Origin of the sequence: Micromonospora sp. NPDC049366 (genome assembly GCF_044466625.1) — a bacterium.
Taxonomy (GTDB): domain Bacteria; phylum Actinomycetota; class Actinomycetes; order Mycobacteriales; family Micromonosporaceae; genus Micromonospora.
In genome coordinates, this window is sequence record NZ_JBITMV010000002.1 from 137,393 (window position 1) to 163,809 (window position 26,417).

At 68.6% G+C, this 26,417-nt stretch carries 22 protein-coding genes; 9 read left to right on the top strand and 13 right to left on the bottom strand.

Annotation, left to right across the window (positions count from 1 at the left end):
- Nucleotides 1-144 precede the first annotated feature (144 nt).
- On the top strand, nucleotides 145-813 hold the full coding sequence (locus ACIBTV_RS04250) for a GntR family transcriptional regulator (protein ID WP_396702226.1): 669 nt from the start codon (nucleotides 145-147) through the stop codon (nucleotides 811-813).
- A 46-nt stretch (nucleotides 814-859) separates the two neighbouring features.
- Here ACIBTV_RS04250 and ACIBTV_RS04255 read toward each other — a convergent pair whose 3' ends face one another.
- Nucleotides 860-1,399 (bottom strand): sigma factor, encoded by a 540-nt coding sequence (locus ACIBTV_RS04255; RefSeq protein ID WP_396702228.1) that lies wholly within the window; start codon nucleotides 1,397-1,399, stop codon nucleotides 860-862.
- 267 nt (nucleotides 1,400-1,666) lie between these two features.
- Here ACIBTV_RS04255 and ACIBTV_RS04260 point away from each other — a divergent pair, with 267 nt between their 5' ends.
- Complete coding sequence (locus ACIBTV_RS04260) at nucleotides 1,667-2,527, top strand: aldo/keto reductase (RefSeq protein WP_396702230.1); 861 nt, start codon at nucleotides 1,667-1,669, stop codon at nucleotides 2,525-2,527.
- Between the two features lie 29 nt (nucleotides 2,528-2,556).
- The gene (locus ACIBTV_RS04265) at nucleotides 2,557-3,174 is read left to right on the top strand and encodes a TetR/AcrR family transcriptional regulator (protein ID WP_396702232.1); all 618 of its coding nucleotides are present in this window, start codon (nucleotides 2,557-2,559) and stop codon (nucleotides 3,172-3,174) included.
- A gap of 460 nt (nucleotides 3,175-3,634) precedes the next feature.
- Here ACIBTV_RS04265 and ACIBTV_RS04270 read toward each other — a convergent pair whose 3' ends face one another.
- Nucleotides 3,635-4,102 carry an SAM-dependent methyltransferase gene (locus ACIBTV_RS04270; protein WP_396702234.1) on the bottom strand — a complete coding sequence of 156 codons (468 nt, stop codon included), beginning with the start codon at nucleotides 4,100-4,102 and terminating at the stop codon, nucleotides 3,635-3,637.
- 266 nt (nucleotides 4,103-4,368) lie between these two features.
- On the opposite strand from ACIBTV_RS04270, the gene ACIBTV_RS04275 reads away from it, so the two are divergent.
- Nucleotides 4,369-5,742 (top strand): amidohydrolase family protein, encoded by a 1,374-nt coding sequence (locus ACIBTV_RS04275; protein WP_396702236.1) that lies wholly within the window; start codon nucleotides 4,369-4,371, stop codon nucleotides 5,740-5,742.
- Nucleotides 5,743-5,785: 43 nt separating this feature from the next.
- Here the strand turns inward: ACIBTV_RS04275 and ACIBTV_RS04280 are convergent, their stop codons facing one another.
- From ACIBTV_RS04280 to ACIBTV_RS04290, 3 genes are all read right to left on the bottom strand, one after another.
- Nucleotides 5,786-6,373 (bottom strand): DinB family protein, encoded by a 588-nt coding sequence (locus tag ACIBTV_RS04280; RefSeq protein ID WP_396702238.1) that lies wholly within the window; start codon nucleotides 6,371-6,373, stop codon nucleotides 5,786-5,788.
- A 141-nt stretch (nucleotides 6,374-6,514) separates the two neighbouring features.
- On the bottom strand, nucleotides 6,515-7,078 hold the full coding sequence (locus ACIBTV_RS04285) for an adenylate kinase (protein ID WP_396702240.1): 564 nt from the start codon (nucleotides 7,076-7,078) through the stop codon (nucleotides 6,515-6,517).
- 99 nt (nucleotides 7,079-7,177) lie between these two features.
- Nucleotides 7,178-8,947 carry an LVIVD repeat-containing protein gene (locus ACIBTV_RS04290; protein WP_396702242.1) on the bottom strand — a complete coding sequence of 590 codons (1,770 nt, stop codon included), beginning with the start codon at nucleotides 8,945-8,947 and terminating at the stop codon, nucleotides 7,178-7,180.
- Between the two features lie 279 nt (nucleotides 8,948-9,226).
- Between ACIBTV_RS04290 and ACIBTV_RS04295 the strand changes: the two genes are divergently transcribed.
- Together ACIBTV_RS04295 and ACIBTV_RS04300 are read left to right on the top strand one after the other, a co-directional pair.
- On the top strand, nucleotides 9,227-9,907 hold the full coding sequence (locus tag ACIBTV_RS04295; RefSeq protein WP_396702244.1) for a DUF305 domain-containing protein: 681 nt from the start codon (nucleotides 9,227-9,229) through the stop codon (nucleotides 9,905-9,907).
- A gap of 449 nt (nucleotides 9,908-10,356) precedes the next feature.
- Entirely contained in the window at nucleotides 10,357-16,599 is a 6,243-nt protein-coding gene (locus ACIBTV_RS04300; RefSeq protein ID WP_396702246.1) for a hypothetical protein, read from the top strand.
- Nucleotides 16,600-16,842: 243 nt separating this feature from the next.
- Here ACIBTV_RS04300 and ACIBTV_RS04305 read toward each other — a convergent pair whose 3' ends face one another.
- The 4 genes from ACIBTV_RS04305 to ACIBTV_RS04320 all read right to left on the bottom strand — a co-directional run bounded on the left by ACIBTV_RS04305 (nucleotide 16,843) and on the right by ACIBTV_RS04320 (nucleotide 20,278).
- Nucleotides 16,843-17,601, bottom strand: coding sequence for an SDR family NAD(P)-dependent oxidoreductase (locus ACIBTV_RS04305; protein ID WP_396702248.1), 759 nt, complete (start codon nucleotides 17,599-17,601; stop codon nucleotides 16,843-16,845).
- Between the two features lie 50 nt (nucleotides 17,602-17,651).
- Nucleotides 17,652-18,635, bottom strand: a complete 984-nt coding sequence (locus ACIBTV_RS04310) for an NADP-dependent oxidoreductase (protein WP_396702250.1) — start codon at nucleotides 18,633-18,635, stop codon at nucleotides 17,652-17,654.
- A 68-nt stretch (nucleotides 18,636-18,703) separates the two neighbouring features.
- Nucleotides 18,704-19,450, bottom strand: coding sequence for a DsbA family oxidoreductase (locus ACIBTV_RS04315; RefSeq protein WP_396702252.1), 747 nt, complete (start codon nucleotides 19,448-19,450; stop codon nucleotides 18,704-18,706).
- Nucleotides 19,451-19,816: 366 nt separating this feature from the next.
- The gene (locus ACIBTV_RS04320) at nucleotides 19,817-20,278 is read right to left on the bottom strand and encodes a nuclear transport factor 2 family protein (RefSeq protein ID WP_197677525.1); all 462 of its coding nucleotides are present in this window, start codon (nucleotides 20,276-20,278) and stop codon (nucleotides 19,817-19,819) included.
- A 521-nt stretch (nucleotides 20,279-20,799) separates the two neighbouring features.
- Between ACIBTV_RS04320 and ACIBTV_RS04325 the strand changes: the two genes are divergently transcribed.
- Nucleotides 20,800-21,462 carry a nuclear transport factor 2 family protein gene (locus tag ACIBTV_RS04325; protein ID WP_396702255.1) on the top strand — a complete coding sequence of 221 codons (663 nt, stop codon included), beginning with the start codon at nucleotides 20,800-20,802 and terminating at the stop codon, nucleotides 21,460-21,462.
- A 221-nt stretch (nucleotides 21,463-21,683) separates the two neighbouring features.
- Here the strand turns inward: ACIBTV_RS04325 and ACIBTV_RS04330 are convergent, their stop codons facing one another.
- Complete coding sequence (locus ACIBTV_RS04330; RefSeq protein ID WP_396702257.1) at nucleotides 21,684-22,028, bottom strand: winged helix-turn-helix transcriptional regulator; 345 nt, start codon at nucleotides 22,026-22,028, stop codon at nucleotides 21,684-21,686.
- 88 nt (nucleotides 22,029-22,116) lie between these two features.
- Here ACIBTV_RS04330 and ACIBTV_RS04335 point away from each other — a divergent pair, with 88 nt between their 5' ends.
- Both ACIBTV_RS04335 and ACIBTV_RS04340 read left to right on the top strand, forming a co-directional pair.
- Complete coding sequence (locus tag ACIBTV_RS04335; protein ID WP_396702259.1) at nucleotides 22,117-23,007, top strand: pirin family protein; 891 nt, start codon at nucleotides 22,117-22,119, stop codon at nucleotides 23,005-23,007.
- A 126-nt stretch (nucleotides 23,008-23,133) separates the two neighbouring features.
- Nucleotides 23,134-23,553 carry a VOC family protein gene (locus ACIBTV_RS04340; RefSeq protein ID WP_396702261.1) on the top strand — a complete coding sequence of 140 codons (420 nt, stop codon included), beginning with the start codon at nucleotides 23,134-23,136 and terminating at the stop codon, nucleotides 23,551-23,553.
- Between the two features lie 48 nt (nucleotides 23,554-23,601).
- On the opposite strand, the gene ACIBTV_RS04345 is transcribed toward ACIBTV_RS04340, so the two are convergent.
- The 3 genes from ACIBTV_RS04345 to ACIBTV_RS04355 form a co-directional block, all read right to left on the bottom strand.
- Entirely contained in the window at nucleotides 23,602-24,261 is a 660-nt protein-coding gene (locus tag ACIBTV_RS04345) for a dihydrofolate reductase family protein (RefSeq protein WP_396702263.1), read from the bottom strand.
- Nucleotides 24,262-24,316: 55 nt separating this feature from the next.
- Nucleotides 24,317-25,006 (bottom strand): AraC family transcriptional regulator, encoded by a 690-nt coding sequence (locus ACIBTV_RS04350; RefSeq protein WP_396702265.1) that lies wholly within the window; start codon nucleotides 25,004-25,006, stop codon nucleotides 24,317-24,319.
- A gap of 137 nt (nucleotides 25,007-25,143) precedes the next feature.
- Nucleotides 25,144-26,388 carry an RNA polymerase sigma factor gene (locus ACIBTV_RS04355; RefSeq protein ID WP_396702267.1) on the bottom strand — a complete coding sequence of 415 codons (1,245 nt, stop codon included), beginning with the start codon at nucleotides 26,386-26,388 and terminating at the stop codon, nucleotides 25,144-25,146.
- Between the last annotated feature and the right edge of the window lie 29 nt (nucleotides 26,389-26,417).

Below are 26,417 nucleotides of genomic sequence, written 5' to 3' on the forward strand. Positions count from 1 at the left end.
GCTTCCCATCGTTCGGTGGAGGGGCCGCCGGCATCGGCTCGATCCGAAGGTAGGGAAGGTGCACCTACGTGCCACTGACGAAAGTGTGATGCCCGCGAGGCGCTGCCGTCGGCGGGAAATCACTCCGACGGTATGATATGTTGCATGCCGATTCCGAAGGGTGCTGGGCCGACGCCGCGCTCTCTGCTCCGTGAGAATGCCTATCGGTCGATCCGGGACGCGATCGTGGACGGCACGCTCGTTCCAGGCGAGCGACTCAACGACGGTGATCTGGCCCAGTGGCTGGGCATGAGCCGAACGCCGGTGCGTGAGGCGTTGACCAGGCTGGAGGAGACGGGTCTGGTGCAGACCAAACCCGGGCGCTACACGATCGTCAGCCCGCTGGACGTGCGGGCGGCACGCGCCGCGCAGTCCGTGACCGCGGCCATGCACGAGCTCGCCGTCCGGGAGGCGCTGTCGAACCTGTCCGCCGCGGAGATCGAGCACATGCGGGCCGCCAATGCCCGCTTCGCGGAGGCGTTGTGCTCCGACGACGTCGATGCCGCCATCGCCGCGGACGACGAATTCCACGCGGTCACGGTGACGGCGTCGGCGAATCCCGCACTTCATGCCGTGCTGGACCAGTTCACCCCGGTGCTGAGGCGGATGGAGCGGTTACGCTTCTCGTCCCTGAACGGCCGCGACTCCGTCGCTCAACATGAGCGCATCATCGCCCTGTGTGAAGCCGGTGACGTCGAAGGGGCGGCCGCGGCCATGCGTGCCAACTGGCTGGCATTGGACCCGCTGCTCGACGCGCCTCCGACCGGCGACTGAGCATCCTGCCCATCGCCGGCGGTGAGGGTGACAGCGCGTCGCTGCCTCACCGCTGACCGGTCCTGCGTCCCGAGCGGCGATGCGCCGGTCGGCGTACCGTCGACCGGCGGTCGCGGGTCGAAGGCGGATGGAGCGGCAGTTCCGGCTGCGTTCCCCGCAGCGCCCGCAGGGCGTGGTACGCCTGTGACCGGATGCTGTCCGGCGGCAGGCCGAGTGCGGCGGCGGCGTCGAGCACGGAGTAGCCGCGCAGGTAGAGGAGGTCGACCACGACCCGATGCCCGGGGGCCAGCCGGCGCAGGCGCTCAGCCACCGCCACCGGGTCGACCGCCTGCTCGGCGTGCTCGTCCACGCTGGCGACGTGCCTCACCAGTGTCAGTAACCAAACCCGTGCGGTGACCCGGTCCTCGGGCAGGTCGTCGGTCTGCCGCCCGGCGCGGACCAGGGCTTCCTGCACGATGTCCTCGGCGTCCGCGCGGTCGCGGGTGAGCTGCGCGGCGTACGCCAACATCGCCCGGCCGTGCTCCAGCCAGAGCTGTCTGACCAGCGCCTCGCCCGGCACCTCCCGGTGGCCCGTGAACCGCCGCACCGACTACCCGCCTTCCCGCTGATCTCCGCGCCGGCCGCGATATCGGCCACTGCGCCCCCGTCGCTACCTACGGCCAGCGGGCGCCAGGATTCAGCGGAACCGCGAAGATCTCACCGGTGAGCACTCCGCCGAGCGCGCCGAGGGAGCAAGCTCACACCCACCCGGCCACCAGCGGTGGGCCGCGCCTCAGGTTTCGCCGAACCGGAGCGGCACACGGGATCGCGGGCGTAATGTGAACTGGTCGTTCAGTTTGCTTCAGGAGTTGAGATGACGGACCTCTCGGCGACCCCCAGCGGCACCTTCCGGCTCGGCGGCGATCTGCCGGTGACCCGGCTCGGCTTCGGCGCCATGCGCCTCACCGGCGAGGGGATCTGGGGCGACCCGCGTGACCCGGAGGAGGCGGTACGGGTCCTACGCCGAGCCGTCGAACTCGGCGTCACCTTCATCGACACCGCCGACTCGTACGGGCCGTTCACCGCCGACCTGCTGATCCGCAAGGCGCTGCACCCGTACCCCAACGACCTGGTCATCGCCACCAAGGTCGGATTCACCCGTCAGGGACCTGGCGTGTGGACCCCGGTCGGTCGGCCGGAGTATCTGCGCCAGCAGGTCGAGCTGAACCTGCGCCACCTCGGGGTCGACCGGATCGATCTGCTCCAGCTCCACCGCATCGACCCGAAGGTGCCCCTGGAGGACCAGGTCGGTGAGCTCCGCGCCCTCCAGGACGAAGGCAAGATCCGGCATGTCGGGCTGAGTCAGGTGTCGGTCGCCGAGATGAGGGCCGCCGCGAAGATCACTCCGATCGTGTCGGTGCAGAACCGGTACAACGTGACCGAGCGCGACGATGACGCGTTGCTCGACTACAGCGAGGAGCAGGGCATCGCCTTCATCCCCTGGGGGCCGCTGGGCAGCGGGCCGCTCGCCCGCGAGGCCGGGCCGCTGGAGCGGATCGCCGCGGCCCACCACGCCACCGCCGCGCAGCTCGCGCTCGCCTGGCTGCTCAAGCGGTCGCCGGTGATGCTGCCCATTCCCGGCACGTCCACCGTCGCCCACCTGGAGGAGAACATCGGCGCGGCCGGCATCGACCTCACCGACGCCGAGTTCGACACCCTCGGCACCGCGGCCTGACCGGCCGGCACGGGAAGGACGGTGGCCCGGTGCCAGGGCCGGAGGAAGCGTCCATTGACGACTGCGCGATCCGGGCTCATCCCATCGGCCGGCGCAGCGACCGGGTGCACGAGTCGGTGCTGCGCGCCACCGAGGAGCTGCTCCGCGAGGGCGGGTTGCCGGCGGCCACTGTCGACGCGATCGCGGCGCGATCCGGGGCGAGCAAGGCGACCATCTACAAGCACTGGCCGTCGCGCACCGCGGTGGCGGCGAAGGCGTTTGGTCGGATGATGGCGGACGCCTTGCCGCTGCCAGACACCGGCAGCGCCCGGGGCGACCTGACCGCCCAGCTGCGCCAGGTGAGTGCCTTCTACGCCAGCCCGGAGGGCCAGGTGTTCGCCCAGCTCATCGCGGCCGGGGTGGACGACCCGCAGGGCGCGGCGTACTTCCGGGAGTACTTCCTCGCCGGTCGGCGCACGGCGATCGCGGTCCTCTGGCGGCGGGCGGTCGAGCGCGGCGAGGCCCGGCCGGGCGTGGACGCGGATACCGCGACCGACGTGCTGTTCGGCCCACTCGTCTTCCGGCTGCTGACCCACCACCAGCCGCCGACCGAGGCCGAGGCCGACCGTCTCGCCGCGGCGGCGCTGGACGGGCTGCTGATCCACTGACTCCCGGCCGCCGAGGCCGGTCCCCGCGCAGCCCGGCAACCACATGCGGCCACGCGCTTCTGGCGGTTCTCGGGTTGCCGGTAGGGGAGTCTAGGAGTCCGGTCGCGGTGGGCGAGTTGCGTGCGGAGGCGAGTGGCCGGCGAGCCGACCCCGCTTCCGCCACCGGTAATGGCGCCACACCGCGACTATCGCCGCCACGGCAAAGAGCAGCGCGGCGCCGCCCTTCCAGGCTCGCTCGAACCATGACCTGTCGTGGCCGAACGCCGCATCGCCGACCGCCAGCAGCCATGTCCCCACCCACGCCCACTCCCAACCGCGTGGCCGGGCGAGCCTGTCGGGTCGGTCGGAAATGGCGAGGCAAACGGCGGTCACGGCGCCCGCAAGGACGATCAGCGGCAAACCGATGCGCCAAGCGGCCTCCGGCAACGGGGATCCCAGGGTCGTTCCTCCCCAACCTCACTCACGGCCGGAAGTACTCCGACATCATGTCGGTGACCCAGTCCGGCTGCGTGACGTCCGTCGGGAGGAACTCCCGCATCGCCGGCTTCAGGTCGATGACCGGGGTGCCCGAGACCGCGTCGAGGCCCACCACCGTCAACTCGCGACCGTCAACGGACTCGATGGCGCAGCACGTCACGCCGATGCGGTTCGGCCGACGGGGACCACGGCCGGCGAAGATGCCGACGGGCGGAAGGTCGAAGCGACCGCGGTAGGGGCGCGGCTCGCGGTAGTCGCCCTTCTCCGGGAACTGGTCGAAGACGAAGAGCACCTCCACGTGGGAGAAGCCCTCCAGGCCCTGGAGACACGCCTCGCCGAAACGTTCGTCGACGGTGATCGTGCTGCGAACCGCGCCCCAGTTGTCCGTGTCCTGGACATCCGTCCGGTCGTTTCGGACCGTAGCTATCGGCGTGATCTCAAAGCTCGGCATGGGCCCGAGGCTACCCCCACCGTGCATCCACCGGTGTCGAGGCCATCGGCGCCGCTGCCGACCCACCTCCGGGTCGCCGGCTCCTGCGTGTGCTGGAGCCGGGGGAGTGTCCGCTGCTGCGTGGTGGGAGTCACCCCGCTGGACGCCCGGACAAGCGGACGATGGGCGTCCCCCTGGGCTACGGTTTTAACCGGACGACAGCCGTCCGCCTCATGGATGGTCGGTGCGACGACGTCACCCCGTCTTATCCGAAACCTGGAGTTCTCGTGCCCGCCATCATCATCCGCAACGCCCACGTCATCACCCTGGACGACCGCCTCGGCGACCTCGCCCGTGCGGACATCCGGATCGACGACGACACCATCACCGCGATCGGCCCCGACCTCGACAGCGCCGGTGCCACCGTCATCGACGCCGCCGGCAAGGTGGCGCTGCCCGGCCTCGTCGACTCCCACCGGCACGTCTGGCAGGGAGCGATCGGCGGCGCCGGTGGAAAGGTCTCACTGGGCGGATACTTCGGTGTCGTCCTCGCCGGACTGCTCGACAAGTACGAGCCCGAGGACGTCTACGCGGGTGTCCTCTGGGGCGCGTTGCAGGCCCTCAACGCCGGCATCACCACGGTCGCCGACTGGTCCCACATCGTCACCTCCCCGGCGCACGCCGACGAGAACGTCCGCGCGCTGCGTGACTCCGGCATCCGGGGCCTGTTCCTCTACGGGCCACCCGTCGGCCAGGGCGTGGTGCGCTGGTTCCACGAGAGCACCGAACGTCACCCCGACGACGTCCGCCGGATGCGGAACGAACTCGCCGACGACGACGCCCGCGTCACCATGGGGCTCGCCCTGCGCGGACCGGAATTCTCCACCCCGGAAACCACCGCGTACGACTTCCACCTCGCCCGCGAACTGGACGTCCCGATCAGCATCCACTCCGGCATCCCCGGCTACCTCCGGACCTACCGCACGATCGAGACCCTGGACCGGCTCCGCCTGCTCGGCCCCGACGTCCACCACGCCCACGGCGCGCAGTTCGACGACACCGATCTCGCCCGGATCGCCGCGACCGGCGGCGCCGTCACGCCCTGCCCGACCGTCGACATGTCCATGGCGATGGGCACCTTCCCGATCACCGGCCGGGCTCTCGCCCACGGTCTCGTCCCCGCACTCGGCACCGACACCTCCGCCGGAGCCGGCACCGACCTGTTCAGCGAGATGCGACTGGCGCTGGCCGCGGAACGCAGCCGCGCCAACGCGGCGGCACTGGCCCACGACGACCCGCCGGCCACGGTAGACCTCGACCACCGCGACGTCCTGCGCTTCGCCACCGTCGCCGGCGCGGCCGCCTGGGGCCTGCAAGAACGGATCGGCACCCTGCGTCCGGGCAAACGGGCCGACCTCATCCTGATCGATGTAACCCGGCCCCACCTGGCACCGCTGAACGACCCGATCACCACGATCGTGCTCAACGCGGGCCCCAGCGACGTCGACACCGTCCTGGTCGACGGCGCGATCGTGAAGCGGGACGGCAAACTGGTCGGGCCCGTCGCCGACCGGGCCCGACAGCTCATCGAGGAATCCCGCCGGCGGCTGTTCACCCGTGCGAACCTCGCCGAAGTGCTCGGGCCGAACTGGTCGGCCTGACCTCCATGGACGCGGCTGACCGTGGCCGAGGGGATCGGGCGGGCTACGCGAAGCGGTCGGCCAGCTTCGTCAGCTTGCTGACGTACGCCGGCCAGTCGTAGTCGTCAGGGACGTTGGTGTCCTCGCGCCGCAGGCCGACCGCGCTGTCGTGCTGCTCGCGCATGATGTCGGCGTGACCGGCGTGCCGGGCGAGGTCGCTGGTCACGTGGACGATGATGTGCTGGAGCGTCACAGACTGGTTCCCCGGCCACCACGACACCTGCCCCGGGGCGTCGAGCGGCAGCTGATCGATCGTCTGATCCGCGAACGCCCCGACCCGGCGATACAGGTCGACCAGCCCGTCCTTCGTCTCGTCCTCCCGCGCGTACCAGTCCGCCTGAGGGTCCTCGTCGTACGCCCGCATGGGGACCAACTCCTCAGGCATCGGGAACTCGCGCCCGAAGGTCGGCCCGAAGTAGCCGGCCTCGACGTTGAGGCAGTGCTTGATGACGCCCAGCAGGTTGTTGCCGGTCGCGGTGCGGGGCAGCCGGGCCTCGCGTTCATTCAGCCCGTCGAGCTTCCAGATCAGGTTCTCGCGAACGGACCGCAGGTAGCGGTGCAGGACAGCCTTCGCATCGTTCGAGTCAGCCATGCCGGCCAGTCTTCCCTATGCGCCGAGTCAGCATGCTCCCGTATGAACCAGGTTGGCCGGGTGGACATCCAGGGTGCGGAGCGCTCTGGACCCGCACCCAGGGATACCCGGCCTGACCGCACTCCGGGGATTGCACCGCGGTCAGCGTGGCTCGTCCGCACCCGCCGGCAGGTCGGCCAGCCAGCGTTCCAAATCGGTCGGGTGCTGGAACAGCAGCACCGGTGGAGCCGAGGGGTCGGCCTGCCAGGCGCGCATCCGTCGCCGTTCCCGGCCGAACCCGGTCAGGTGCCACATCAGGATCGACTCCGTCGACAGGACGCTGCCCCATGACTCGCGGTTGCCGTTGCAGATCACCTCACCGCTGGCGATCCGGCGGAGAGTGCGGCGCAGCAGCCACCCGAAGGACCGCCACCGTGGATGGTCCAGTCCGATGACCACGTCGGCGCGCGCGAGCGGTACGTCTCGCCATCCGTGGTAGGCGCCGTCGAGGATCCAGCGCTCCCGTCGGCAGATCTGCGCGATCCGCCGGCGCTGCTCGGTGACCGGCACCTCGATCCAGCCGGGTTCCCAGAGCAGGTCGTCGACCGGATACCAGGGCAACCCGAGGCGTACGGCCAGCCGCGCCGCCAACGTCGACTTCCCGGAGCCGTGGACCCCGTAGACCAGGACGCGGGAGATGGCGGTCACCGCGGGAAGCGTACGCATGGAACGAGTCTGCGCCAGCCGACTGGAGATGGCGCGACAGGCTCCGGCCCGGCGGGAATCCGCCGGGCCGGAGTGTCACTCGTCAACGGACCGGGTGGATCAGCTCGTTCGCACCGAGCCGTTGACCTTGCTGTCCCGCACGGTGGCGCCGATCGCGTCGATCGAACCGTTGACGCGGCTCTCCACGATCGACACCACGGAGGCGCCGCCGGCGTGGATCGAACCGTTGAGGGTCGAGTCGAAGGCGATCAGGCCCGCGCCCGGAGCGACCTTGATCGCCCCGTTCACGGTCGCCCCGTCCAGGCAGGTGACGCCGGAGGTAACGGTCAAGCCACCGTTGCGCCGCGTGTTCAGGACGGTGGTGCAGGCCGGGTAGCTGGGCTGGGTCTGGACGTTCAGCTCCGCGAAGGAGTACGCCCGCGCGTTGTTCGTACGCGGGTCGTCCAGCTTCAGGACGTCCAGGCCCTTCTGGATGTCGTTCGAGTAGATGTAGCCGTTGTGGTAGTAGGTCGACCAGGCGCCACCGAGGATCCGGCGGGTGTCCGAGAGCGGGCCACGCTCCCAGTAGGCGATCTCGACCGGGTTGGCGGAGTCGGTGAAGTCGATCACCGAGATGCCGCCCTGGTACCACGCCTGGACCATGATGTCGCGGCCCATCGCCGGGATCAGCGAGCCGTTGTGCGCGACGCAGTTCTCCAGGGTGGTGTTCAGCCGCGGGATCTTGAAGTAGCTGCGGAACACCAGTTCGCGGTCGGCGCCGGAGCCGACGATGTCGTAGATCGCGTCCGCGCCCTGGTTGGTCCGGTAGCTGCTGGTGCAGATCGCGCTGCTGCCGCCACCGAGCTCATCGGTGAAGATGACCTTCGTGCCGCTGTTGTTGAACGTGGCCGAGTGCCAGAACGCGAAGTTCGTGTCCCGGACCTGGCTGACGACCACCGGGTTCTCACGGTCGGAGATGTCGAACAGGACGCCGTCACCCATGCAGGCGCCGGCGGCCAGGTCCAGCTCCGGGTAGGCGGTGATGTCGTGGCAGCCGCTCGTGGAGCCGGCGCCGGTGGTGCCCGGGAAGAGGACCGGGGTGGCCACCACGGCGGCGCTGGTCGGGTTGTCCAGCGGCACCTTGACGATGGAGATCTTGTCGTGCGGGGGCTTGCAGTAGAACGCGCCGTTCGACGGGCCGTACGACTGGATGTAGACGTAGACGCTCTTGCCGTCCTTGCTCGGCACCAGCGTCTGGGTGTGCGATCCGCAGTCGGTCCGGACCGACTTGATGTACCGCGGGTTCGCCTTGTCGCTGATGTCGAAGATCCGGATGCCCTCCCAGGAGGTCTGCAGGGCGGACGACGCGCTCGTGCTGCTGCACGAGTCGTCGCTGCGGGGCGCGTCGACCGCGAGGAACAGCAGGTTCCCGAAGACCGACGGGTCGCCCTGCGAGCCGGAGCAGACCACCTGGCTGACCACCTGCGGCGCGGTGGGGTCGCTGACGTCGAAGACGTTGAAGCCCTCGTAGTTGCCGGCGAAGACGTACTTGCCCTGGAATGCCAGGTCCGAGTTGTACGCCCCCTCGGCGGCGAAGCCGCCGAACTTCGGGATGTTGGCGACCTGCCGGATGTTGTCGCTGCTGGAGATCTCGTCGACGCCCGGGATCTCCGCGGCGGCGGTCACGTCGTCGGCCGCGCCCTCCGCGATGCAGTACTCGGCGAAGTTGTCTCCGGCGGCCCGGAACGACTCGCAGTTGTCCGTGCCGGCCGTCGAGTCGACGGCGCCGCTCGCCGGCACCGCCGCCCCGACGGCGGCGAGGAGGAGGACGCCGGTGGCGGCCAGGCCGATGGCCAGCTTCCGGCGTCCCCGTGGGATTGGTTCTGACATGTAGCGACACCCTTCGTCGTGGTGAGCAATGGGTAACGGGACGATAACCCTGACTCAAGACTCAGCCGGCGCGGGTTTTGATCACGCTTCGGCAACACGACGAGATTTGTTGACGCTCAAATAACCGCAGGTCAGGCAATAGAGCCTTTTCGCTGCCGGTGGCACCGCCGCCGCTGGTCAACCCCGCGCTACCATCCCCGCCAACCTCGGGCTTACGGCGGGAGTCGACTTGTGCTAGGTGGACAGATGCGCGTGTTTTCCCGGCAGTCACGAACGATTGTGCTGATTGAACTCGGCATTTTCGTGGTTGTGGCGATCGGGGCGGTATTGGCGATCGGGTGGCCCGGCGGCGGCCCGCCGCCCGCGGGGAAGACGGACGCGCCGCAGGCGCTCAACCTGCCCGGCCTGCCGGACTCCACCGCGCCGGTGCTGATGCCCGGGCGTCCCGGCGAACCGGCGGCGAGCGGCCGGGCGAACGAGATGACCGCGGCGCCGCGCGCGTCGCACAACAACGCCGACATCCGGTTCGTCACGATGATGATCCCGCACCACGAGCAGGCGCTGGTGATGGCCCGGCTCGTCGCGGACCGGAGCGAGAACCCCCAGCTCAGGATCATCGCCGACCGGATCCTGGCCGCCCAGGAACCGGAGATCAGGACGTTGGAGACCTGGCTGACCGACCGGGGCCTGGACCGCACGTCCGGCGGCGACCACCAGCACACGATGCGGGGGATGCAGCCGGCGGAGGCGTTGACCCGCCTCACCGCCGCCCGAGGGGTCGAGTTCGACCGGATGTTCGTGACGATGATGACCGACCACCACCAGGGCGCGATCGACATGGCCGGAGAGGTGCTGGCGCTGGGTGTCGATCGCACCGTGAACGAGATGGCCAGCAGCGTCGTCGTCGAACAGGGCGCCGAGATGAACCGGATGCGTCAGGCGCTGGGCACCGCGAACTGACGCTCCGGGATATCGCGGACGAACCCCCGTGCGCCCCGGTCAGGCCGCCGTCGGTCGCGAGCGCCGCTCCGGCGATGAACCTGGTCTCGTCGCTCAGCAGGAAGGTCCGCGAACGGCGATCGAGGGCTAGCTGGTCGAGCGCCAGCAGCGCGGTCGGTGAGATTCATCGGTAGTGTTGCCGCGTTCTCAGGGCCGGCTTCCCGCCAGCGCGCGGACCCTATGGCCGATACCACGTATTTGCCCTCCCGGTCCAGAAGTGCTGGCCATTCAACAACGGCTCACCCTTCGCAGTTCGGGCCGTCGCGAGATGTTATCTTCCGCGGGGTCGTCGACTGAGAAGCGGTGGCGGGGCACTTCGTCTGATTTGTGGTTGATCGCATTCGAGGTGGCGTCACGTCGCCTCCGGGAGCGACCGCCTTTCATCCGTGTGTCTTGGAGGTGCTGGCTCGGTGCCTGCTTTTCAGAGTTCTGAGGATCTGGCGGAGTTCTTCAAGTGGTTTTATGGTGAGGAGCTTCCGGGTCTGCAGCCGGAGCGGTTTTATGCTTTGGCGCAGGAGTTGCACCAGGTCGCGGATTCTCTGGATGAGGCGGGGCTTGAGTTCCTGGACGGGGTGCGGACGATCCGTTCCGGGGTGATGGGCGCAGCCGAGGAGGCGTTCGTCGATTCGTCGGAGAACGTGGCGGAGTCGCTGGGGTTGGCTCCGGATTATGTGCGCACAATGGCGCAGATGATGAATCAGTTCTCCGCGTTGTTCAACTATGTGATCATCACGGTGATGGCGATCACCGCCCTGTTGCTGTTCGAGTTGATCGTCGCGTTGAAGCTGTTCTGGATCAACCCTGCTCTGTTGATGGAGTGGTTGGCGAAGGCGCCGGCTGTCCGTCAGGGTCTGTTCCGGTTGTTCATGCAGCTCACGGCGAAGGCCAGTCTGGGTGCGGCGTTCAACATCATCTACGAGTTGCTGGTCGACGTGTTCGCGCAGTTGATGAACCGGGCCAAGCGGTATCAGCGAGGGTGGAACAACAAGAACACCGGCGACGCGGTCGCCTCGGGCGCCCTGGAGAGCCTCGTCGGTGGCCTGTTCGGCCTCGGTAAGGGCGGGATGCGCCGGCTGGGCAGCCACACCCACGTCGGCGGGAAGAGCGTCACGGAGCATCTCCCCACGGGCAAGGGTGGGAAAGCCCTCGGGGCCGGGGCGGGTCTGGCCGGTAACGCGGGTGAGGAAGTCGCCACCGAGGTGGTCGTCGGTGGCATCTTGAACGGTCAGATCGACACCAACATTTTGGGCCCGACGGCGGTGTCGTCGCTGTTGAACGGGCTGACGTTCGGCGGCATCGGCGCCGGCCGGGACGCCCTCACCGGCAGCGGGCGTGGCAGCGACGGGGTCCCACCGCGGACGTCGAGCACCCCACCAACGGCCGCGCCCCCGGACACGGTCGCCGGCACCGACCCGGTGCCGGCCTATGAACCGCCACCACCGGCGTATGAAGAGCAACCGCCGGCGTACGCCGAAACCGACCCCCACCCCAGCACCAGCACCGGCACCGGCACCGGAGCGGGTGCGGCCGCCGGCACGGGCACGGCCCCCGGCGCGGGCACAGGCGCGGCCGCCAGCACGGGCCCGGGCACGGGTGCAGCCACCGGCACGGGCACGGCCCTGCCGAGTGCGGGCGGCCCGGGTGCCGCGGCCTCCACCGGCGCAAGTGTTCCACCGACTTCGGGCACCCCGGGCACCCGCACCGATCCACAAACCGACGTCGACCCACAGTCCGGCCTGCAGGCTGACACGCAGACGGTCCCGCCGACCGCCGTTACCCCTGAGTCGGTCCCGCAGATCGGTGTCAGTCCGCAGTCAGGCCTCCAGGCTGGCGCGCAGTCCGGCGCCAGCCCGCAGTCCGGCGTTGGGGTGCAGTTGGGCGCGCAGGCCGGCCCGCAGACCGGCGTTGGCATGCAATCGGGCGCGGAGGCTGGTGTCAGTCCGCAGTCGGGTTCGGAGGTTGCTCGTCCGGTTGATTCGGTGGCTCCGGTGTCGGGGCCCGGGCCGGGGCCGGTGTCGGGTCAGCCTGGTGTGTTGGCAGGCGCGAGCGCGGAGCAGGTGTATTCCGTTCTGGCTGAGTTGCAGGGCGAAGGGGGTCTGACTCTGGCCGGGATGACGTCCGTTGCGGAGCGGCTCGGTGGGGGGTGGAGCGCTCTTCAGGCGTCGGATCTGCCGCAGTTGAAGTCGGGGTGGGTGACTCCCCTCTGGGTGCAGAGGCCTGATGGGCCGATGGGATTGGTGCTCGTCGAGCGTCTCGGGGATGGCCGGTTGGTGCAGCTCGAGTGGGCGGGGGACGGGTCGTCGGTGCGCACGGAGATCGATCCGGCTACCTGGTCCGTTGGCGGGTCGGGGACCGTGCTGCGGGCGCTTCGCGATGACGACAGGTTGTGTCAGTTCATGGTCACGGACACCACCACGGACGTCCTACCGGTTGGAGGTGTGGCGGATACCCGGGGGCAGCGGGGTTCCTCGGTGCTGTCGGCTCCGCAGACCACCTCGGGGCTGTCGCTGCCGGGCGTAGCGGCTGCGGGTGGGATGTCGGTTGGTGTGCGTCGGGTGCTCTTCGGTGCGCAGACACCCGCCGCGTTTGACCGGGCGGGGTTGGAACGGATCGTCGATCAGGTCGCCGACCGGCCACGGCCCGCCCCAACGGCGAACCCGGCCGACGATGACCGGCGAGCGCAACTGTGTGTGGAACTCCTCGCCGAGATCCAGCAGCAGCTCTACCCCCACCGCGCGCCCATCGCCCGCGCCCAGACCGTCACCGACGACAGCCGGGTCGGCACCGGGCAGGTCACCGACCTGATCGGTGGCGGGGCCCAGTGGCGACCCGTGGGTTCCTGGACTGACCTTGAGGACAGCGTCAAGGCGGCCGGGCCGGGCAGCACAGCCCTCGTCCTGCAACAACGCTCCCACGGCATCGGTCACGCACTCGTGCTGCACCACAGCACCCCCACCAACGCCGACACCGACATCGCGACCGCCATCGAATCGCGACTGCACTGGCTCGAACCCCAGAACCCACCCGGTGACCGACTCCTCAACGGCCCCGATCGAGAGACCGTCCACGCACGCCTGGGCGCCCCCCTGCACGCTCACGCCATCATCCTGGACCCGACCGGCACCGCCAGCATCGTGCCCACATCAACCAACGATCACCACCGCAAACACGTCATCGCGACAACAAAACGACCCACAAACCCGTCCGAATCCACCGCCCATGCATTGATCGACGCACCACTGGACCACCGCTACGGCGCACCCCGCCGCCGACCGGCCGACAACGACCTGCCATCGCGGTCGACCGCAGGCCGCCGCGTCACCACCGGCACGACGACCACCGGGCAATCCACCACCAGCGGCAACACCGACCCGGCCCTGCCCCCAACACCCACACAGGCCCTCACCACCGAGTCCACCGAAACCTTTCCGTGGAGAGATGTCGAATTAATCTTCCGCGGGGCTTCCGTAGACTCCACGCTGACCAACACGGTGACGGGGGAATGGGCGGATTTACGTCCAGAGCATGCGGTGTTTCTGCGTCGCCTCCTTCAAATCCGGCTAGGACCTGAGCCAATAATATGGCCAGATGGGGTAACGCTCCGGGTGGGCTGCGCCGCGGATCTCGGCGTAGATTCCCTGCAGACACGTTGGGTGAGTGAAATCGCCGATTATTTTACCGATAGAATGTTCCCGAGGCTCGGCATCAAAACGAAGATCCTGCGCCCGCTCCGGGGCACGGATGGTGTGTGGATGATAGGGGATGAATCCGATGTGATTGCTGCTCAAAGGTCCAAGGAAGTTGAAGGAGTCGAATTAATTCTCGGTCTTCGTGGACATGAGCGAGTGATCAATAAGCGCACGAAATCCTATAAGATCATCGGTCCATACCCGGCAGCCTTTCTGTCTGATCTATTTGATGTCTATCCGCAAAGGCGATGGCTTACTGGGGAGCAGCATCAGGCGCGCGTGCCCGGTGCCAAAAATAACTACCTGACCTTGTCGGCCGAGAGGCTGAACGATGCCTTCACAAAGCTTGGTATTGGCATGATGGTCAAGCTTTCGTTGTCAGGCGGTGGACGCGGCGTGTGGGAGTTGTTGGTGACGCCGGATGAGCAGGGGGAGGGTGATGTTGGCGGTGCCGTCGCCGGGAGTCAAGTTGACCGGCGCCACTTGGCGGCTGCGGTACCTGCGGCCCCCGCTCCGCTACCCATCTACCCCAGCCATCCGCAGCCGAGTAGCGCGGAGCACGACGTCGTTGGTGTTCGCGATGCCATCAGTAGCGGCGTGCGCCTTCACCGACATGTGCCTCCGGTGTCACCTGACGAGGTTGTCCAGGTGCAGGGCGATGGGTGGTGCCTGCTCTACTCGACGATGTTGTCGGCGCCCGGTCAGGTGGCAGAGTTTCTCACACGTACCCAACCCGACGGTGTTGGCAATCTTGCAGCCGGGATGGTCGCTCAATGGTTGACGTTGATGGCTCAAGAGCTTCCACGTTCCGCGCGAGAGGTCACTGACAACTACCTGCATGACGCGGCGCTTGTCGTCGCCGCCCGACTGGCTCAGATGGTGAGGAGACCTCAGGATTTCCACTTCGAAGCCGCTTTGAATCGTGTCGTCAGTCCTGCCGATCGCGACGGCTTGGCACGGGCCGTCGAGACGTGGGGAGCGTCATGGAACGGACCGTACGGCAACAAGTTCCTTCGCCTTCTTGTCGAGGCGCTCGACGCGCGCGTGCACATCCACGGCAGCTACACCCACGCCCCGTACGGGATTGAGCTGGAAACGCAGACGCGGTCGTCGGAATTCCGCCTCTGGCGAGGAGAGCCAACCCATTGGGATGCGATCCCGCCGCAACCAGTTCGCACCAACGGCACTGCCCCCGCACCGTCAGGGCAAGCCGGTCCCGTCGCCACGGCCGCCGAACCAACGACCGCCGACCAGCCACCCGCCACTACCGGCGACACCGACCCCACCTCGTCCCCAGCACCCACAAACACCATCGTGCCGCAGGGCGGTCCTCCGGAAGAGCTTCACCCCGAGTTTGCGAATGGTATTCAATTTGCGGATATCAAACTGATCTTCCTTCCGGGTAGAAAATCGGTGATCGTCAACAGAAACACGGGGGATGTGGCGCCGGTGTCCCAATTGCATGCGGTCTTTCTGCGCCGCCTTTTGGAAGCCCGGCGAGGGCAAGGGCCCGGGTGGCTTTATGGAAACGACCTCAAGGCTGCCTATGTCGCAGAGCTCGGTCTAGACAGATCAAAGAGTCTCGATTTGTCTAACCTCGCCGACAAGCTGAACGGAACAATTCTCCGGAAAGTCGGCATTGCCGCGAGAATCTTGGAACCGGCCCCGGGCTTTCCGGATGGTGCGTGGCTAGTAGGGAATGAGTCGGACGTGGTTGACCTCCAGGCGGCCGTGGAAGGTCCCGGATTCGAACTGAGGGTCGGTCTGTATGGACAGGAGCGGCTGGTCAACTCGGAGAACACCGAAGAGCGGATACGGATTCTGCCGCAGACGGCGCTCTTGTTGGAGCATCTTCTTAAGATCTGGAAATCGGGAAGCAGGTGGCTTACCTCGGCCCAGCTTCGGAGAGAACTCGGCATCAATGCCACCAACTACAAGTTTCCATTCAACAAGGTCGATGAGCTGGACGAAGCTTTCCGCGATCTTCGTCTCAGTGTGAGGATCCACCGCGCTGAGACGAAGGGTGATACGTGGCGGTTGGTGACGTCGGCCGAGCATTGGATTGAGAGGTCTGGTGGTGCCGCGGCGGTTGCTGGCCGGGCTGGCGTACCGCGAGATTCCGGTGAGGCGCTCAACCGCGTCGACAGTCATCACGCGAGGGTGCGTGAGGCCCGTGAGGCGCACGGTGCGCTACCCGTCTACCCCGGCCACCCGCAGCAGGCTGCCCTTCGGTACGCCGAGACGTTGCCGCAGGCGCCCGACCATCCCGACCCCCAGAGCGCTCAGCCACCAAACCCTGAGCAGTCGCTGTCGGATATCATCGAGATGGCTCAATTTCTCGTCAGTGGCCGCCCGCGCTTCGATGGTTTCACCTTGCCCGACGCTACAGAAGACTGGGCGCTGTCGCCTGTCGATGAATACCAGGTGCGGCGCCCCTTCGCGCTCTGGGTGAGAGGCGAAGCCGAGGCTCCCGGAAGGGTGGATTCAACGATGTCCAGCTCGGAGGCAATCTTCCTCTGGGCCTGGTATGTCGGACTGATCAGCGAGGATTGGTTGCGCGGGACGCATGCCGCCGCCACCGCCGCCGCGAAGAATGAATTCTACACCTCGGGCGAGGATATCAGCGCGCTCCGTCAGTACATCGCATCGATGACGAGCTCCCTGGCAGTCAATCCTCAACCATACTTCCGGCACCCCGCAGGCGGCACCGGGGGTCAACGGCCCGACGGTGCGCAACAGCACCTACAACAGCCGATACCTGCAGGATATGTTGTTCTCTTCAACGGGCTCGAACATGTCGCTATCAGCCTCGGCACCCGCGATCCGCAGGGGCATCAGGAGATATTCAGCCCATACTTCGGATATACCACCGTGGAATTTGTGATTGATTACCTTGAACAGAGAGAGTATTCCCTGCCTGGCGGATTACCCATGTACGGGGAGCCCCCATGGCAGAGCCAATGATGCCGGCCGGCACCGGTCCACCGGCATCAGAGCTGGCAGCCCTGTCCACACGGGCCCATCGGATATTCGAAGGGCCGTTGCCGAGACTGAGGCTGGACGGCTGGGTGTCGATCGCACTGTGAGCGGGATGGCCAGCAGTGTCGCCGGCGAGCAGGGGGCCGAGATGAACCGGATGCGTCAGGCGCTGGGCACCGCGACCTGACGCTCCGGCATATCCCGGACGGGCCCCCTGGGCGTCCTACGTCAGGCGGCGGTCAGGCCGCCGTCGGTCGCGAGCGCCGCACCGGTGATGAACCTGGTCTCGTCGCTCAACAGGAAGGCCGCGAAGGCGGCGATCTCCTCGGGCTGCCCGACCCGTCCGACCGGGTGCATCGCGCCGAAGCCACGGATGGCCTCCTCGGGGTTCGGGCCGAGCGCGCCACGCAGCAGCGGGGTGTCGACGCCGCCGGTGACGAGCGCGTTGATACGCACACCCGTGGCGGCCACGTCGAGCGCGGCCGACCGGGTGAGCCCGACGACGCCGTGCTTGGCGGCGCTGTAGGCGGCCATGCCGGCGGCGCCGGTGACCGAGACGTTGGAGGCGTTGTTCACGATCGAGCCGCCGCCGGACGCCTGGAGCGCGGGGATCTGGTACTTCAGCCCGAAGAAGACGCTGTTGAGGTTGAGCGCGAGCTCGGCGGCCCAGGCGTCGTCGTCGACGTCGGTGATCGGACCGGTCGCGGTGGCCGCGCCCACGTTGTTGAAGGCGCCGTCGAGCCGGCCGTAGTGGTCGACCGCCTGCCGGACCAACTGCTCCACCTCGGACCCGACCGTCACATCGGTCGGCACGAAGATCGCCTCTCGACCGGCGGCCCGCAGCTCGGCGACGAAGGCGTCACCGGCTTCCTTGCCGCGGGCCGCCAGCACGACCTCCGCGCCCTCGGCGGAGACCCGCTCCGTGACGGCCCGCCCCATCCCCGAGGTGGCACCGGTGACCAGAATGACCTTGTCCGTGAAACGCATCGACACAATTAATCCTTTTCTGACTGTTGATCGGAGGGTTGGTGGGTGGCTCAGAAGGTGAGAACGAGGCGGCCGCGCACGCCGCCGGCCTCGAACCGGCGGTGGGCGTCGGGTGCGTCGGCGGCGGGCAGGGACTTCGCGACCCGTGGGATGAGCACACCCGACTCGGCGAGGCGGCGGATCTCGTCCAGCTTGTCCGCCCGGCCGGCATAGTCGGGCACGAACGGCGTCAGGATCCTGATGCCGCGGCTGCTGTCGACCTCGTAGCCACCGGGTTCGCCGGACTGGCGGATCCGGACCAGAGTGCCTCCGTCGCGGACGGCGTCCAACAGCCGCGGACCAACCAGCGCCACGTCCACGACCGCGTCCACACCGCCGGGGAAGTGGGCCAGGATCCGGTCGGCGACCTCGGGACCCCGGGCCACCACGTGGGACGCGCCGGACTCACGGACCAGGGCCTCGTCGGCCGGAGCGGCGTCGGCGATCACGGTCAGCCTGGCGTGGCTGGCCATCTGGACCAGGTAGCTACCCAGCGTTCCGGCAGCGCCGACCACGGCCAGGGTCGAGCCCGGCGCGAGGGCCAGTTGGTCGAGCGCCAGCAGGGCGGTCAGTGAGTTCATCGGCAGTGTCGCCGCGCTCTCGTGGCCGACCCCCGCCGGCGCCCGGACGACCCAGTCGGCCGGGAGCACCAGGTGCTCCACGTAACCACCGCCGCTGTTCTCCAGCGTGCCCTCGGCGGTCGGGGTCACCGGCAGGACCATCGCCATCACCGGGTCACCGATCGACAGGTCGGTCCGCGTGCCCGGGCCGATCTCGTCGACGACGCCCGCGGCGTCCATGCCGGGCACGTACGGCCCCGGCACCCCGGCCAGCGCGTTCGCGTGGACACCGGAGCGCAGCAGGGTGTCGGAGGGATTCACCGCGGCTGCCCGCACCCGCATCCGCACCTCGCCGGGACCGGCATGCGGTTCCGGCAGGTCGAGGACCTGCAGCACCTCCGGTCCACCGAACTCGTTCAGACCAACTGCTCGCACGACTGTTCCTCTCGTGTTCCTGGTAAGGGGTGACCAGCCCGGACCGGGCTGGGAAAGTTCACCGGCTGTTAGGCGGCGGGCGCTGTGCCCCGCTCCGCCGTACGGGGTGGCGGCACGTCGCAGGCGCCGTCCGCGTCGCATCCGGCCTGGTCGTCCGCGCCGACGATGACCAGGTCGCGGCGGCCGTCGGCCCAGGCCCGGTTCAGCGCCTCGGCGAACGCCTCGGCCGACTGCGCGCCGGCCACGCCGTACTCCCCGTCGACCAGGAAGAACGGCACGCCGGTGACGCCCAACTGCGCGGCCTCCGCCTCGTCCCTGCGCACCTTCTTGGCGTACGCCAGCTTGTCGGCGAGGACGGCGCGGACCTCGACCTCGTCCAGGCCGGCGCGGACGGCGAGCTCCACCTGGTGCTCCGGGTCGTAGATGGACCGCTCCGACGCGAAGTTGCCCTCGTAGAACAGGGCCAGCAGTTTCTCCTCGAGGCCCCGCGTCGCGGCCAGGTGCAGCAGCCGGTGCAGGTCGAAGGTGTTGCCGTGGTCGCGGAAGTCGACGAGGTACCCGAGTCCTTCCCGGCGGGCGAGACGCCCGAGGTTCTCCTCGGCCGCCCGGGCCTGGGCCGGGGTCAGGCCGTACTTCTTTGCGTGGGCCGGGGCGGTGGTCGAGCGGGTCTCGGTCAGGTGGGGGTCGAGCTCGAAGGAGCGGTGCACCACCTCGACGTGCTCCCGGTGCGGGAACGCGGCAAGGGCCTTCTTGAATCGGGCCTTGCCGATGAAGCACCACGGACACGAGATGTCGGACCAGATGTCGACGCGCATGGTTCTCCTCCTGCGGAGTGAAGGCTGTTCGCTGGGGTGGGATCGCGCTGGGCCGGCGTGGCATCTCCCGCGCGGGGGTTCCGCGCACACGACGTGGTGCGCGGTGCGGGTCAGGTCGGGCTACTCGGGAGGTTCCCCGTTCGTCGCGGGCTCGGTCATCCCGGGGTGGACCTGGGGGCCCGGCCCCTGGAAAGGGCTACGCCCGTGGACTCGGCGGTCGCGATGTCCCGAGCCGAGACGTCGAGCCCCCGGGAGGCAACCGCCTCCCGGGTCGCGACGATCAGTTGGCGCCGGTTGCGTTGTGCGTCCACCCGGGCGCCCGGCACCCCGTCGGAACGCGTCGTGGTGTCCTGCAGGCTGTGGAGGTCAGGCATCGGGGGCCCAGTTCTCCAGCGGGTCCATCCGGAACCGGGTGAGCAGCACCGAGTCGATCAGCCACTCCCCGTCGACCTTCTTGTAGGTCTCGCGGTACTGCCCGTAGCCGTTGTGCCCCTCCGGAGCGTTCGGGCCGACGGGAAAGGTCAGCAGGTCCTCCATCGCCCAGATCCCGGACGCTGTGTCCGGCCCCGTGATCTCGATCTCCGGCATGTGTCCGTGATGGACGGACGGAGCGGCGCCGGTGAGGTCGCGGATCGTGTACGCGAACTCCTGCGGCGATTTCCAGGTGATCCCGTCGGTCACCAGGTGGGCGTCGGGCGTGAACAGCGCGGCCAACTCGTCGTGCTTCTTCTCGTCGACGAAGCGGAAGTAGCGAGCCTTCAACTTCTTGATGCTCTCGACCGCTTCCAGCGCGTCCAGTCGTCGGACGATCTCGTCGAGGTGATTCATGATCGAGCCTCCCTTTGCTTCTTGACCCTTCCAACCCTTGATCGGACGACGTTCGTCCGGTTGGCTACCGTACCTCAAGAGGACGACGGTCGTCCGCATTTCCGCGTGGGTCGGCAATGTGATCCAGGCCATCGGGTGATTCGGGGCAAATTCCTACCGGCGGCGTGGCAGGCGGGAGTCGTGCTCGGGTTGGAACCGGGCGCGGTCGGGATTGGCTGTCCTGCTGCGCACCCCGGTTCGTGCGCCCGGTGCGCCGCTCCAGTGCCCGTCGTCCCTTTTCGGGAGCGGCCGACGTGTTTCGGGCGGCGGTGTCCAGGGTCACCCAGTCGACCGAGCAAATAAGCGGACGATGCTCGTCCTCCTCGGTAGGCTCGGTGGAAGCGGACGGCAGTCGTCCGAATGTGGGGCGCCGGATGGGCGTACACGTCACCCGTCGCGCGGGCCGGTCAGTTGATCTCTTTGCCCACGAGGTCGGGATCCACGGCTGCCGGCACCGACGCGGCGACGAAAGGAATCACGTCATGGACAAGCAGGAAACCCGGAAGGCAACGACGCTGCGTGCTCGCGTCACCGGAGCCGCCGCAGCGGCCGCGCTGCTGATCGGCGGCGGGGTGGGTGCGGCATCCCTCATCTCCGCACCGGCGAACGCACACGGGCATGGGCAGACGGTGAGCGCCCCGTCCAAGTCCCTCGCGGAACGCGTGCAGCGACTGGAGGACATCGAGGAGATCCACCAGCTCAAGGCCCGCTACTTCCGATTCGTGGACGAGAAGAAGCACGACGACCTGGCCGCGCTGTTCACGCCCGACGCCAGGCTCGAGACCGACGGGATCACGTGGAAGTCGCCGCAGGAGTTCGCGTACACGATCCGCGACCTCACCGGCGCCGCGCCGTCGGCACACTCGGGCGCCATGCCGGAGATCACCATCACGGGGCCGAACACGGCGTCCGGCATCTGGTCCATGGAGGACATCCTCACCTTCCCGGCCGGCCCGAACTCCCCGGAGGGGCACAACGGCTACGGGCAGTACCGCGAGACCTACAAGAAGGTCAACGGCAAGTGGCTGATCGATTCGGTGGTGCTGACCCGCTTCTGGATGGACCCGCTGCCCGCCTGGACGCCGCCGACGACCACGGGCCCGTCGAGCACCACGACCCCGCCCGCGACCACGAACGGCAAGTGAGGCGCGTGGCGTATCAGGTTGCCCAACCGGATGCGCCACCGCCTACACGCCGAAGCGGCCGTGCCCGTGGCCGGGGAACCCCGGCCAGGGGCCCGGTCGCGATGGTTACCACCACGAGCAGAGGAAGATCATGAACGACATCGACGTCTTGAACATCGAGCAGATCCGTCATCCGGAGGCTCGCTACGCGAGGTAGCTCGGATCGGGCGGTCCTTCTCCGGTCAGGTCTTCTCGCGGGGGAGGTGTCGCTCGCCCCACTGTGATAGGGGCTGGAGGGCGGCGATCAGCTCCTCAGCGCCGGGCGTGAGGGCGTACGTGATCTGGACCGGCGTGCTGGGGATCACCGTGCGTTCGATGAGCCCGCGCGCCTGTAGGTCCTTGAGCCGCAGCGTGAGCTGCGGATCCGAAATGCCCGCCACCATGGCCCGGTACTCCTTGAAGCGGCGGGCGCCGCGAGCCGCGGCGAGCAGGATCGGCCCGGTCCAGCGGACCCCGACGATGTCGAGCGCCCGCAGGATGCGCAGGCAGATCTCCTCATCGGGAGGGGTGCCGGGTGGCTTTGTCACTTGCCTAGAGTAAGTAACTTGGGTGGTCTTTGCCAACCCGGATTGGCCGGCGGGACGCTTTCCCCGACCGACGAGAGGGGAACGCATCATGGCGACGCAGCACGCACCAGCGACCCGGGGGGTGGATCGGGTTCTCGACAAGGTGCACATCGGTCCGACCGCCACGTCCGATCACAGCGCGTTGATCATCGCGCCGGGCCGCGACGCCTGGACCGATCCGTTCCTGCTGATGGGGGAGGAGTTGGTCAACCAGCCGGGATTCGAGTGGCACCCGCACCGCGGGCTGGAGACCGTGACCCTGATCCTCGACGGGGCGTTGGAGCACGGCGACAGCCTGGGCAACGCCGGTGTGCTCGGGCCGGGGGATGTGCAGTGGATGACAGCGGGACGGGGCATCATCCACCGCGAGGTCGCCGCCCGCTCGGAGCGGGCCCACATCCTCCAGCTGTGGGTCAACCTGCCGGCGAGTCAGAAGTTCGTCCCCACGCGCTACCAGGACCTGCGCGCCGGCGAGCACGCCGTGCACACCGAGCCCGGTGTGCTGGTCCAGCTGATCTCCGGGGAGTCCGGTTCCGTGCGTGGGCCGGCGGCAAACCACTGGCCGATCCTGGGCATGTTGATCACGCTCGACCCGAGGACCGAGTACCGGCAGGTGCTCGACGGGGACCAGCGCGCCTTCGTTCACGTGGTCTCGGGCCGGCTGACGATCGCCGGCCGGACCGTGCACGCCGGGCAGACCGCCTGGTCCGATCCGGTGTCCCGGCAGGGTGACCCGACCACGCTGACCCTGGCCACCGGCGACGGTGACGAGCAGACCCGGGTGATGCTGTTCGCCGGGCGGCCCATCGGCGAGTCCGTCTACGCCAGCGGTCCTTTCGTCATGAACAACCGCGCCGAGATCGAGCAGGCGTACCGCGACTTCCACTCCGGCAAGTTCGGCAGCATTCCCCGGCACACCCGCCTGCCCGCCGGCGCGTGATCGGTCGACGGGGGGTTCGATTCGGGAGCAGCCCGATGTCGCCGGCAGTCGACATCGGGCTGACGACCCGTTTAGATCCGGTCATACCGGGCATGCCGCCGCCCTTGGAACGACACGGGGGTGATCATGGCCTTGGTTAACCCGGCACCCGACTATTTCGCGCCCGGCGACGGGATGTTCCTCGCGACCCTGCTGATCGTGCGGGACGTGGATCGTTCCCGCGAGTTCTACGAGCGCGTCTTCGGCGCGGAGTGCGTCCATGAGTGCAACCCGCTGATCATGAAGTTCTTCAACAGCTACATCATCATCAACGACGAGGGAGGTCCGACGGACGACAAGCCGATGGTGCAGGCCAGAGCGCCCCAGGACCCCAACGTCCTGAGCTGCGCGATGAACGTGCGGGTGCGGGACATCCGCAAGCTCTATGCGGAGTGGAAAGCCAGGGGTGCGGACTTCATCACCGAGCCGAAGGACCACGGCACCGAGATCCGCTGCTACCTGCGCGACCCCGACGGCTATCTGGTAGAGGTCGGGCAGGGGCTCTGACGACCCGTAGGGTACGGGCCTGAGTTCGGGCTCAGCCGGGCATCGATGTCAGTCCAGGACCGTCGTCGAGCGCCCCCCTTCCACGGCGTACGCGCCCGCAGAGATCACACCGAGGTTCGTGGGGGTCAGGGTCAGCGAGACGACGCCGCCGGGCAGCACGCGCCCGATCTCCTCGGAGATCGCGAACGCCGAGGGCGTCGATCCGTCCGGGAACAGGCGCTTTCCGGTCCCGACGACGACCGGATACTGGAGCAGCCGGTAGAGATCGACGAGTCCGGCCTCGTGCAGCACCTGCACGAGCTTCCAGCTGCCGTGAACCTGGAGTTCCTTCCCGGGAAGCTCCTTGAGCCGGCGCACATCCTCGACGATGTCGTCGCGCAGGACCGTCGTCGGGCTCCAGTCGGCCTCCCGGTCCGACAGCGTCCTGCTGACGACGTACTTGGGTAGCGTGTTCAGCTTGGTGGCGATCAGGTCGTCGGCCGCGGTGACCTTCGGCCAGTGCCCGCCGAGCAGGTGGTAGCTCGTGCGGCCGAAGAGGAAGGCGTCCGCCTCACGGAACCAGCCCTCGACGACCTTGTTGGTCTCCGCGGAGGCGTGCGGGACGAGCCACCCGCCGCGCTCGAAGCCGCCGGAGCGGTCCTCGTCGGGAGATCCTGGTCCTTGCATGACCCCGTCGAGGCTGACGAAGACGTTGACGCTGAGCAGCACGGTTTCCTCCGAGTTCCGGATCGGGAACGGCCGCCGGTTGACCGGCAGACGGAGGTTAGCTACCCGGCGAGGGGTCGTTCTTGTACAAGAACGACATCGTGACGTCGTCGGCCGCCTGCAGCGTCCGGGCGGTGCGTCCGAGGTAGCGTCGCAGCGCGTGGGCGAGGTGAGCTTGGTCGAAGTACCCCAGCGCCTCGACCACCGTGCGCCAGTCGTGGCCGTCGCGCAGCATCGTGGCCGCGGCGTTGACGCGGTCGATCTGCGTGACCGCGGTTCGCGAGAGGCCGGTGACCGCCCGGTACCGCCGTTGACGGGTGCGCTGGGACAGCCGCCGCCTGGGCTGCTCGGCGGAGTGCTCCTCGATCACCAGACCGGATCGCACCAGCAGACCCGCGTCCCGCAGGCGCCGGACGAACTGCTCGGCGTTGTCGTACGTCGGCGCTTCCCAGTCGTCGCCGCCGATGATGACCCGGCCCGAGTCCGTCACCGGGAAGGGCGCGTGCCCGTCGACGATCGATGCTGCGGGATGCGGACGGAGAACGCTGCCGAGCGTGAGCCGGATCCCGAGGAACTCGGCATCCGGCGGGACCGGTGCCGTCGTCGCCCTGGTCTCCGGCCCGCGCACACTGGCGAACAGATGCCCCCGCGTCCGCGTGAAGATCAGTTGGCAGCACGTGCGCGCCGCGGAGGTCATCGTGTCCGCGGGGTCACTGTGCGTGCGCCACACCCGGTCGACGATGCTCACGTCGGTATCGGTGTCACGATGCTCGAATCGCAAGCGAAAGGCCTCCTCGACCGCAACCGGGCGGCGTCGTCTCCCGAGCATAGGGGACCGGGATGCCCGCCCAGCCGGTCGCCGACGGGCTCCGCATCCTGGCCGGGTCAGTCGCCGAGCTGGTCGCGGCGGCGGGTCAGGTAGGCACGCTCCGCGGGATTGCCGGCGAGATCGATCGCCCGGTCGTACGCGGCTCGCGACTCGCGGCCGCGCCGGAGTCGCCGCAGCAGGTCGGCGCGCGCGGCGTGGAACGCGTGGTAGCCGTCGAGGAGATCGGCGAGCCGGTCGACCTCGGCGAGGCCGACCGCCGGGCCGTCGACCTCGGCGATCGCGACCGCGCGGTTGAGCCGCACGATCGGTGACGGGTCGAGCACCACCAGGCGGCCGTAGAGGGCGACGATGGTCGACCAGTCGGTGTCCCGCGCGGAGGGCGCGTTCGTGTGGACCAGGTTGATCGCGGCCTGCACCTGGTACCGGCCGGGCGGGTCACCGCCGGACGCCACCGCTGCGACCCGCTCGCGGAGCAGGGCGTTGCCCTCGGCGATGAGGGTGCGGTCCCACGCGCCGCGGTCCTGCTCGTCAAGGGTCACCAGTTCCCCGGACCGGGACACGCGCGCCGACCGCCGGGCGTCAGTGAGGAGCATCAGCGCGAGCAGGCCGGTCACCTCGCCGCTGTCGGGGAGGAGGGATCGGAGCAACCGGCCGAGGCGGATCGCCTCGTTGGTGAGTTCGCGACGCATCGGGTCGTCCCCCGTGCTGGCGAGGTAGCCCTCGTTGAAGACGAGGTAGACGACCGCGAGCACACCGGCGAGCCGCTCGCGGATGTCGTCGGCCGAGGGCACCCGGTAGGGGATGCGGGCCGCCTTGATCTTCGCCTTGGCGCGGGTGATCCGTCGCGCCATCGTGGTCTCCGGTACGAGGAAGGCATGGGCGATCTCGACGACGGTGAGGCCGCCGAGCAGGCGCAGGGTGAGCGCCACCCGTGCCTCCATCGCCAGCGCGGGGTGGCAGCAGGTGAAGAGCAGCCTGAGCCGGTCGTCCTCGACCGGGCCGGTCGGCTGAGGGGGCGTGTCGTCGGACACGATCAGGGCAGCCTGGTGCTTGGCGTCGCGTTGCGATTCGCGACGAAGGTGGTCGATCGCCTTACGGGTCGCGGTGGTGGCGAGCCAACCGCCGGGATTGGGCGGTACGCCCTCGTGCGGCCACCGCTGGGCAGCCGCCGCGAACGCCTCGGCCGTCGCGTCCTCGGCAACGTCGAGATCGCCGAAACGGCGTGCGAGGCGGGCCACCACCCGCGCCCACTCCTCGTGGTGGGCGCGGGTGATCGCCTGCTCGACCGTGGGACCGGTCACGGCACCAGCGGGTAGGGCCGGTCGGGGAT

What these genes read in the sequence shown, in the direction of transcription:
- ACIBTV_RS04340 (WP_396702261.1), top strand. Translation starts at nt 23,134, where the DNA reads ATGGCCTTGGTTAACCCGGCACCCGACTATTTCGCGCCCGGCGACGGG.
- ACIBTV_RS04315 (WP_396702252.1), bottom strand. Translation starts at nt 19,450, where the DNA reads ATGCGCGTCGACATCTGGTCCGACATCTCGTGTCCGTGGTGCTTCATC.
- ACIBTV_RS04320 (WP_197677525.1), bottom strand. Translation starts at nt 20,278, where the DNA reads ATGAATCACCTCGACGAGATCGTCCGACGACTGGACGCGCTGGAAGCG.
- ACIBTV_RS04335 (WP_396702259.1), top strand. Translation starts at nt 22,117, where the DNA reads ATGGCGACGCAGCACGCACCAGCGACCCGGGGGGTGGATCGGGTTCTC.
- ACIBTV_RS04305 (WP_396702248.1), bottom strand. Translation starts at nt 17,601, where the DNA reads ATGCGTTTCACGGACAAGGTCATTCTGGTCACCGGTGCCACCTCGGGG.
- ACIBTV_RS04280 (WP_396702238.1), bottom strand. Translation starts at nt 6,373, where the DNA reads ATGGCTGACTCGAACGATGCGAAGGCTGTCCTGCACCGCTACCTGCGG.
- ACIBTV_RS04250 (WP_396702226.1), top strand. Translation starts at nt 145, where the DNA reads ATGCCGATTCCGAAGGGTGCTGGGCCGACGCCGCGCTCTCTGCTCCGT.
- ACIBTV_RS04325 (WP_396702255.1), top strand. Translation starts at nt 20,800, where the DNA reads ATGGACAAGCAGGAAACCCGGAAGGCAACGACGCTGCGTGCTCGCGTC.
- ACIBTV_RS04290 (WP_396702242.1), bottom strand. Translation starts at nt 8,947, where the DNA reads ATGTCAGAACCAATCCCACGGGGACGCCGGAAGCTGGCCATCGGCCTG.
- ACIBTV_RS04270 (WP_396702234.1), bottom strand. Translation starts at nt 4,102, where the DNA reads ATGCCGAGCTTTGAGATCACGCCGATAGCTACGGTCCGAAACGACCGG.
- ACIBTV_RS04260 (WP_396702230.1), top strand. Translation starts at nt 1,667, where the DNA reads ATGACGGACCTCTCGGCGACCCCCAGCGGCACCTTCCGGCTCGGCGGC.
- ACIBTV_RS04285 (WP_396702240.1), bottom strand. Translation starts at nt 7,078, where the DNA reads ATGCGTACGCTTCCCGCGGTGACCGCCATCTCCCGCGTCCTGGTCTAC.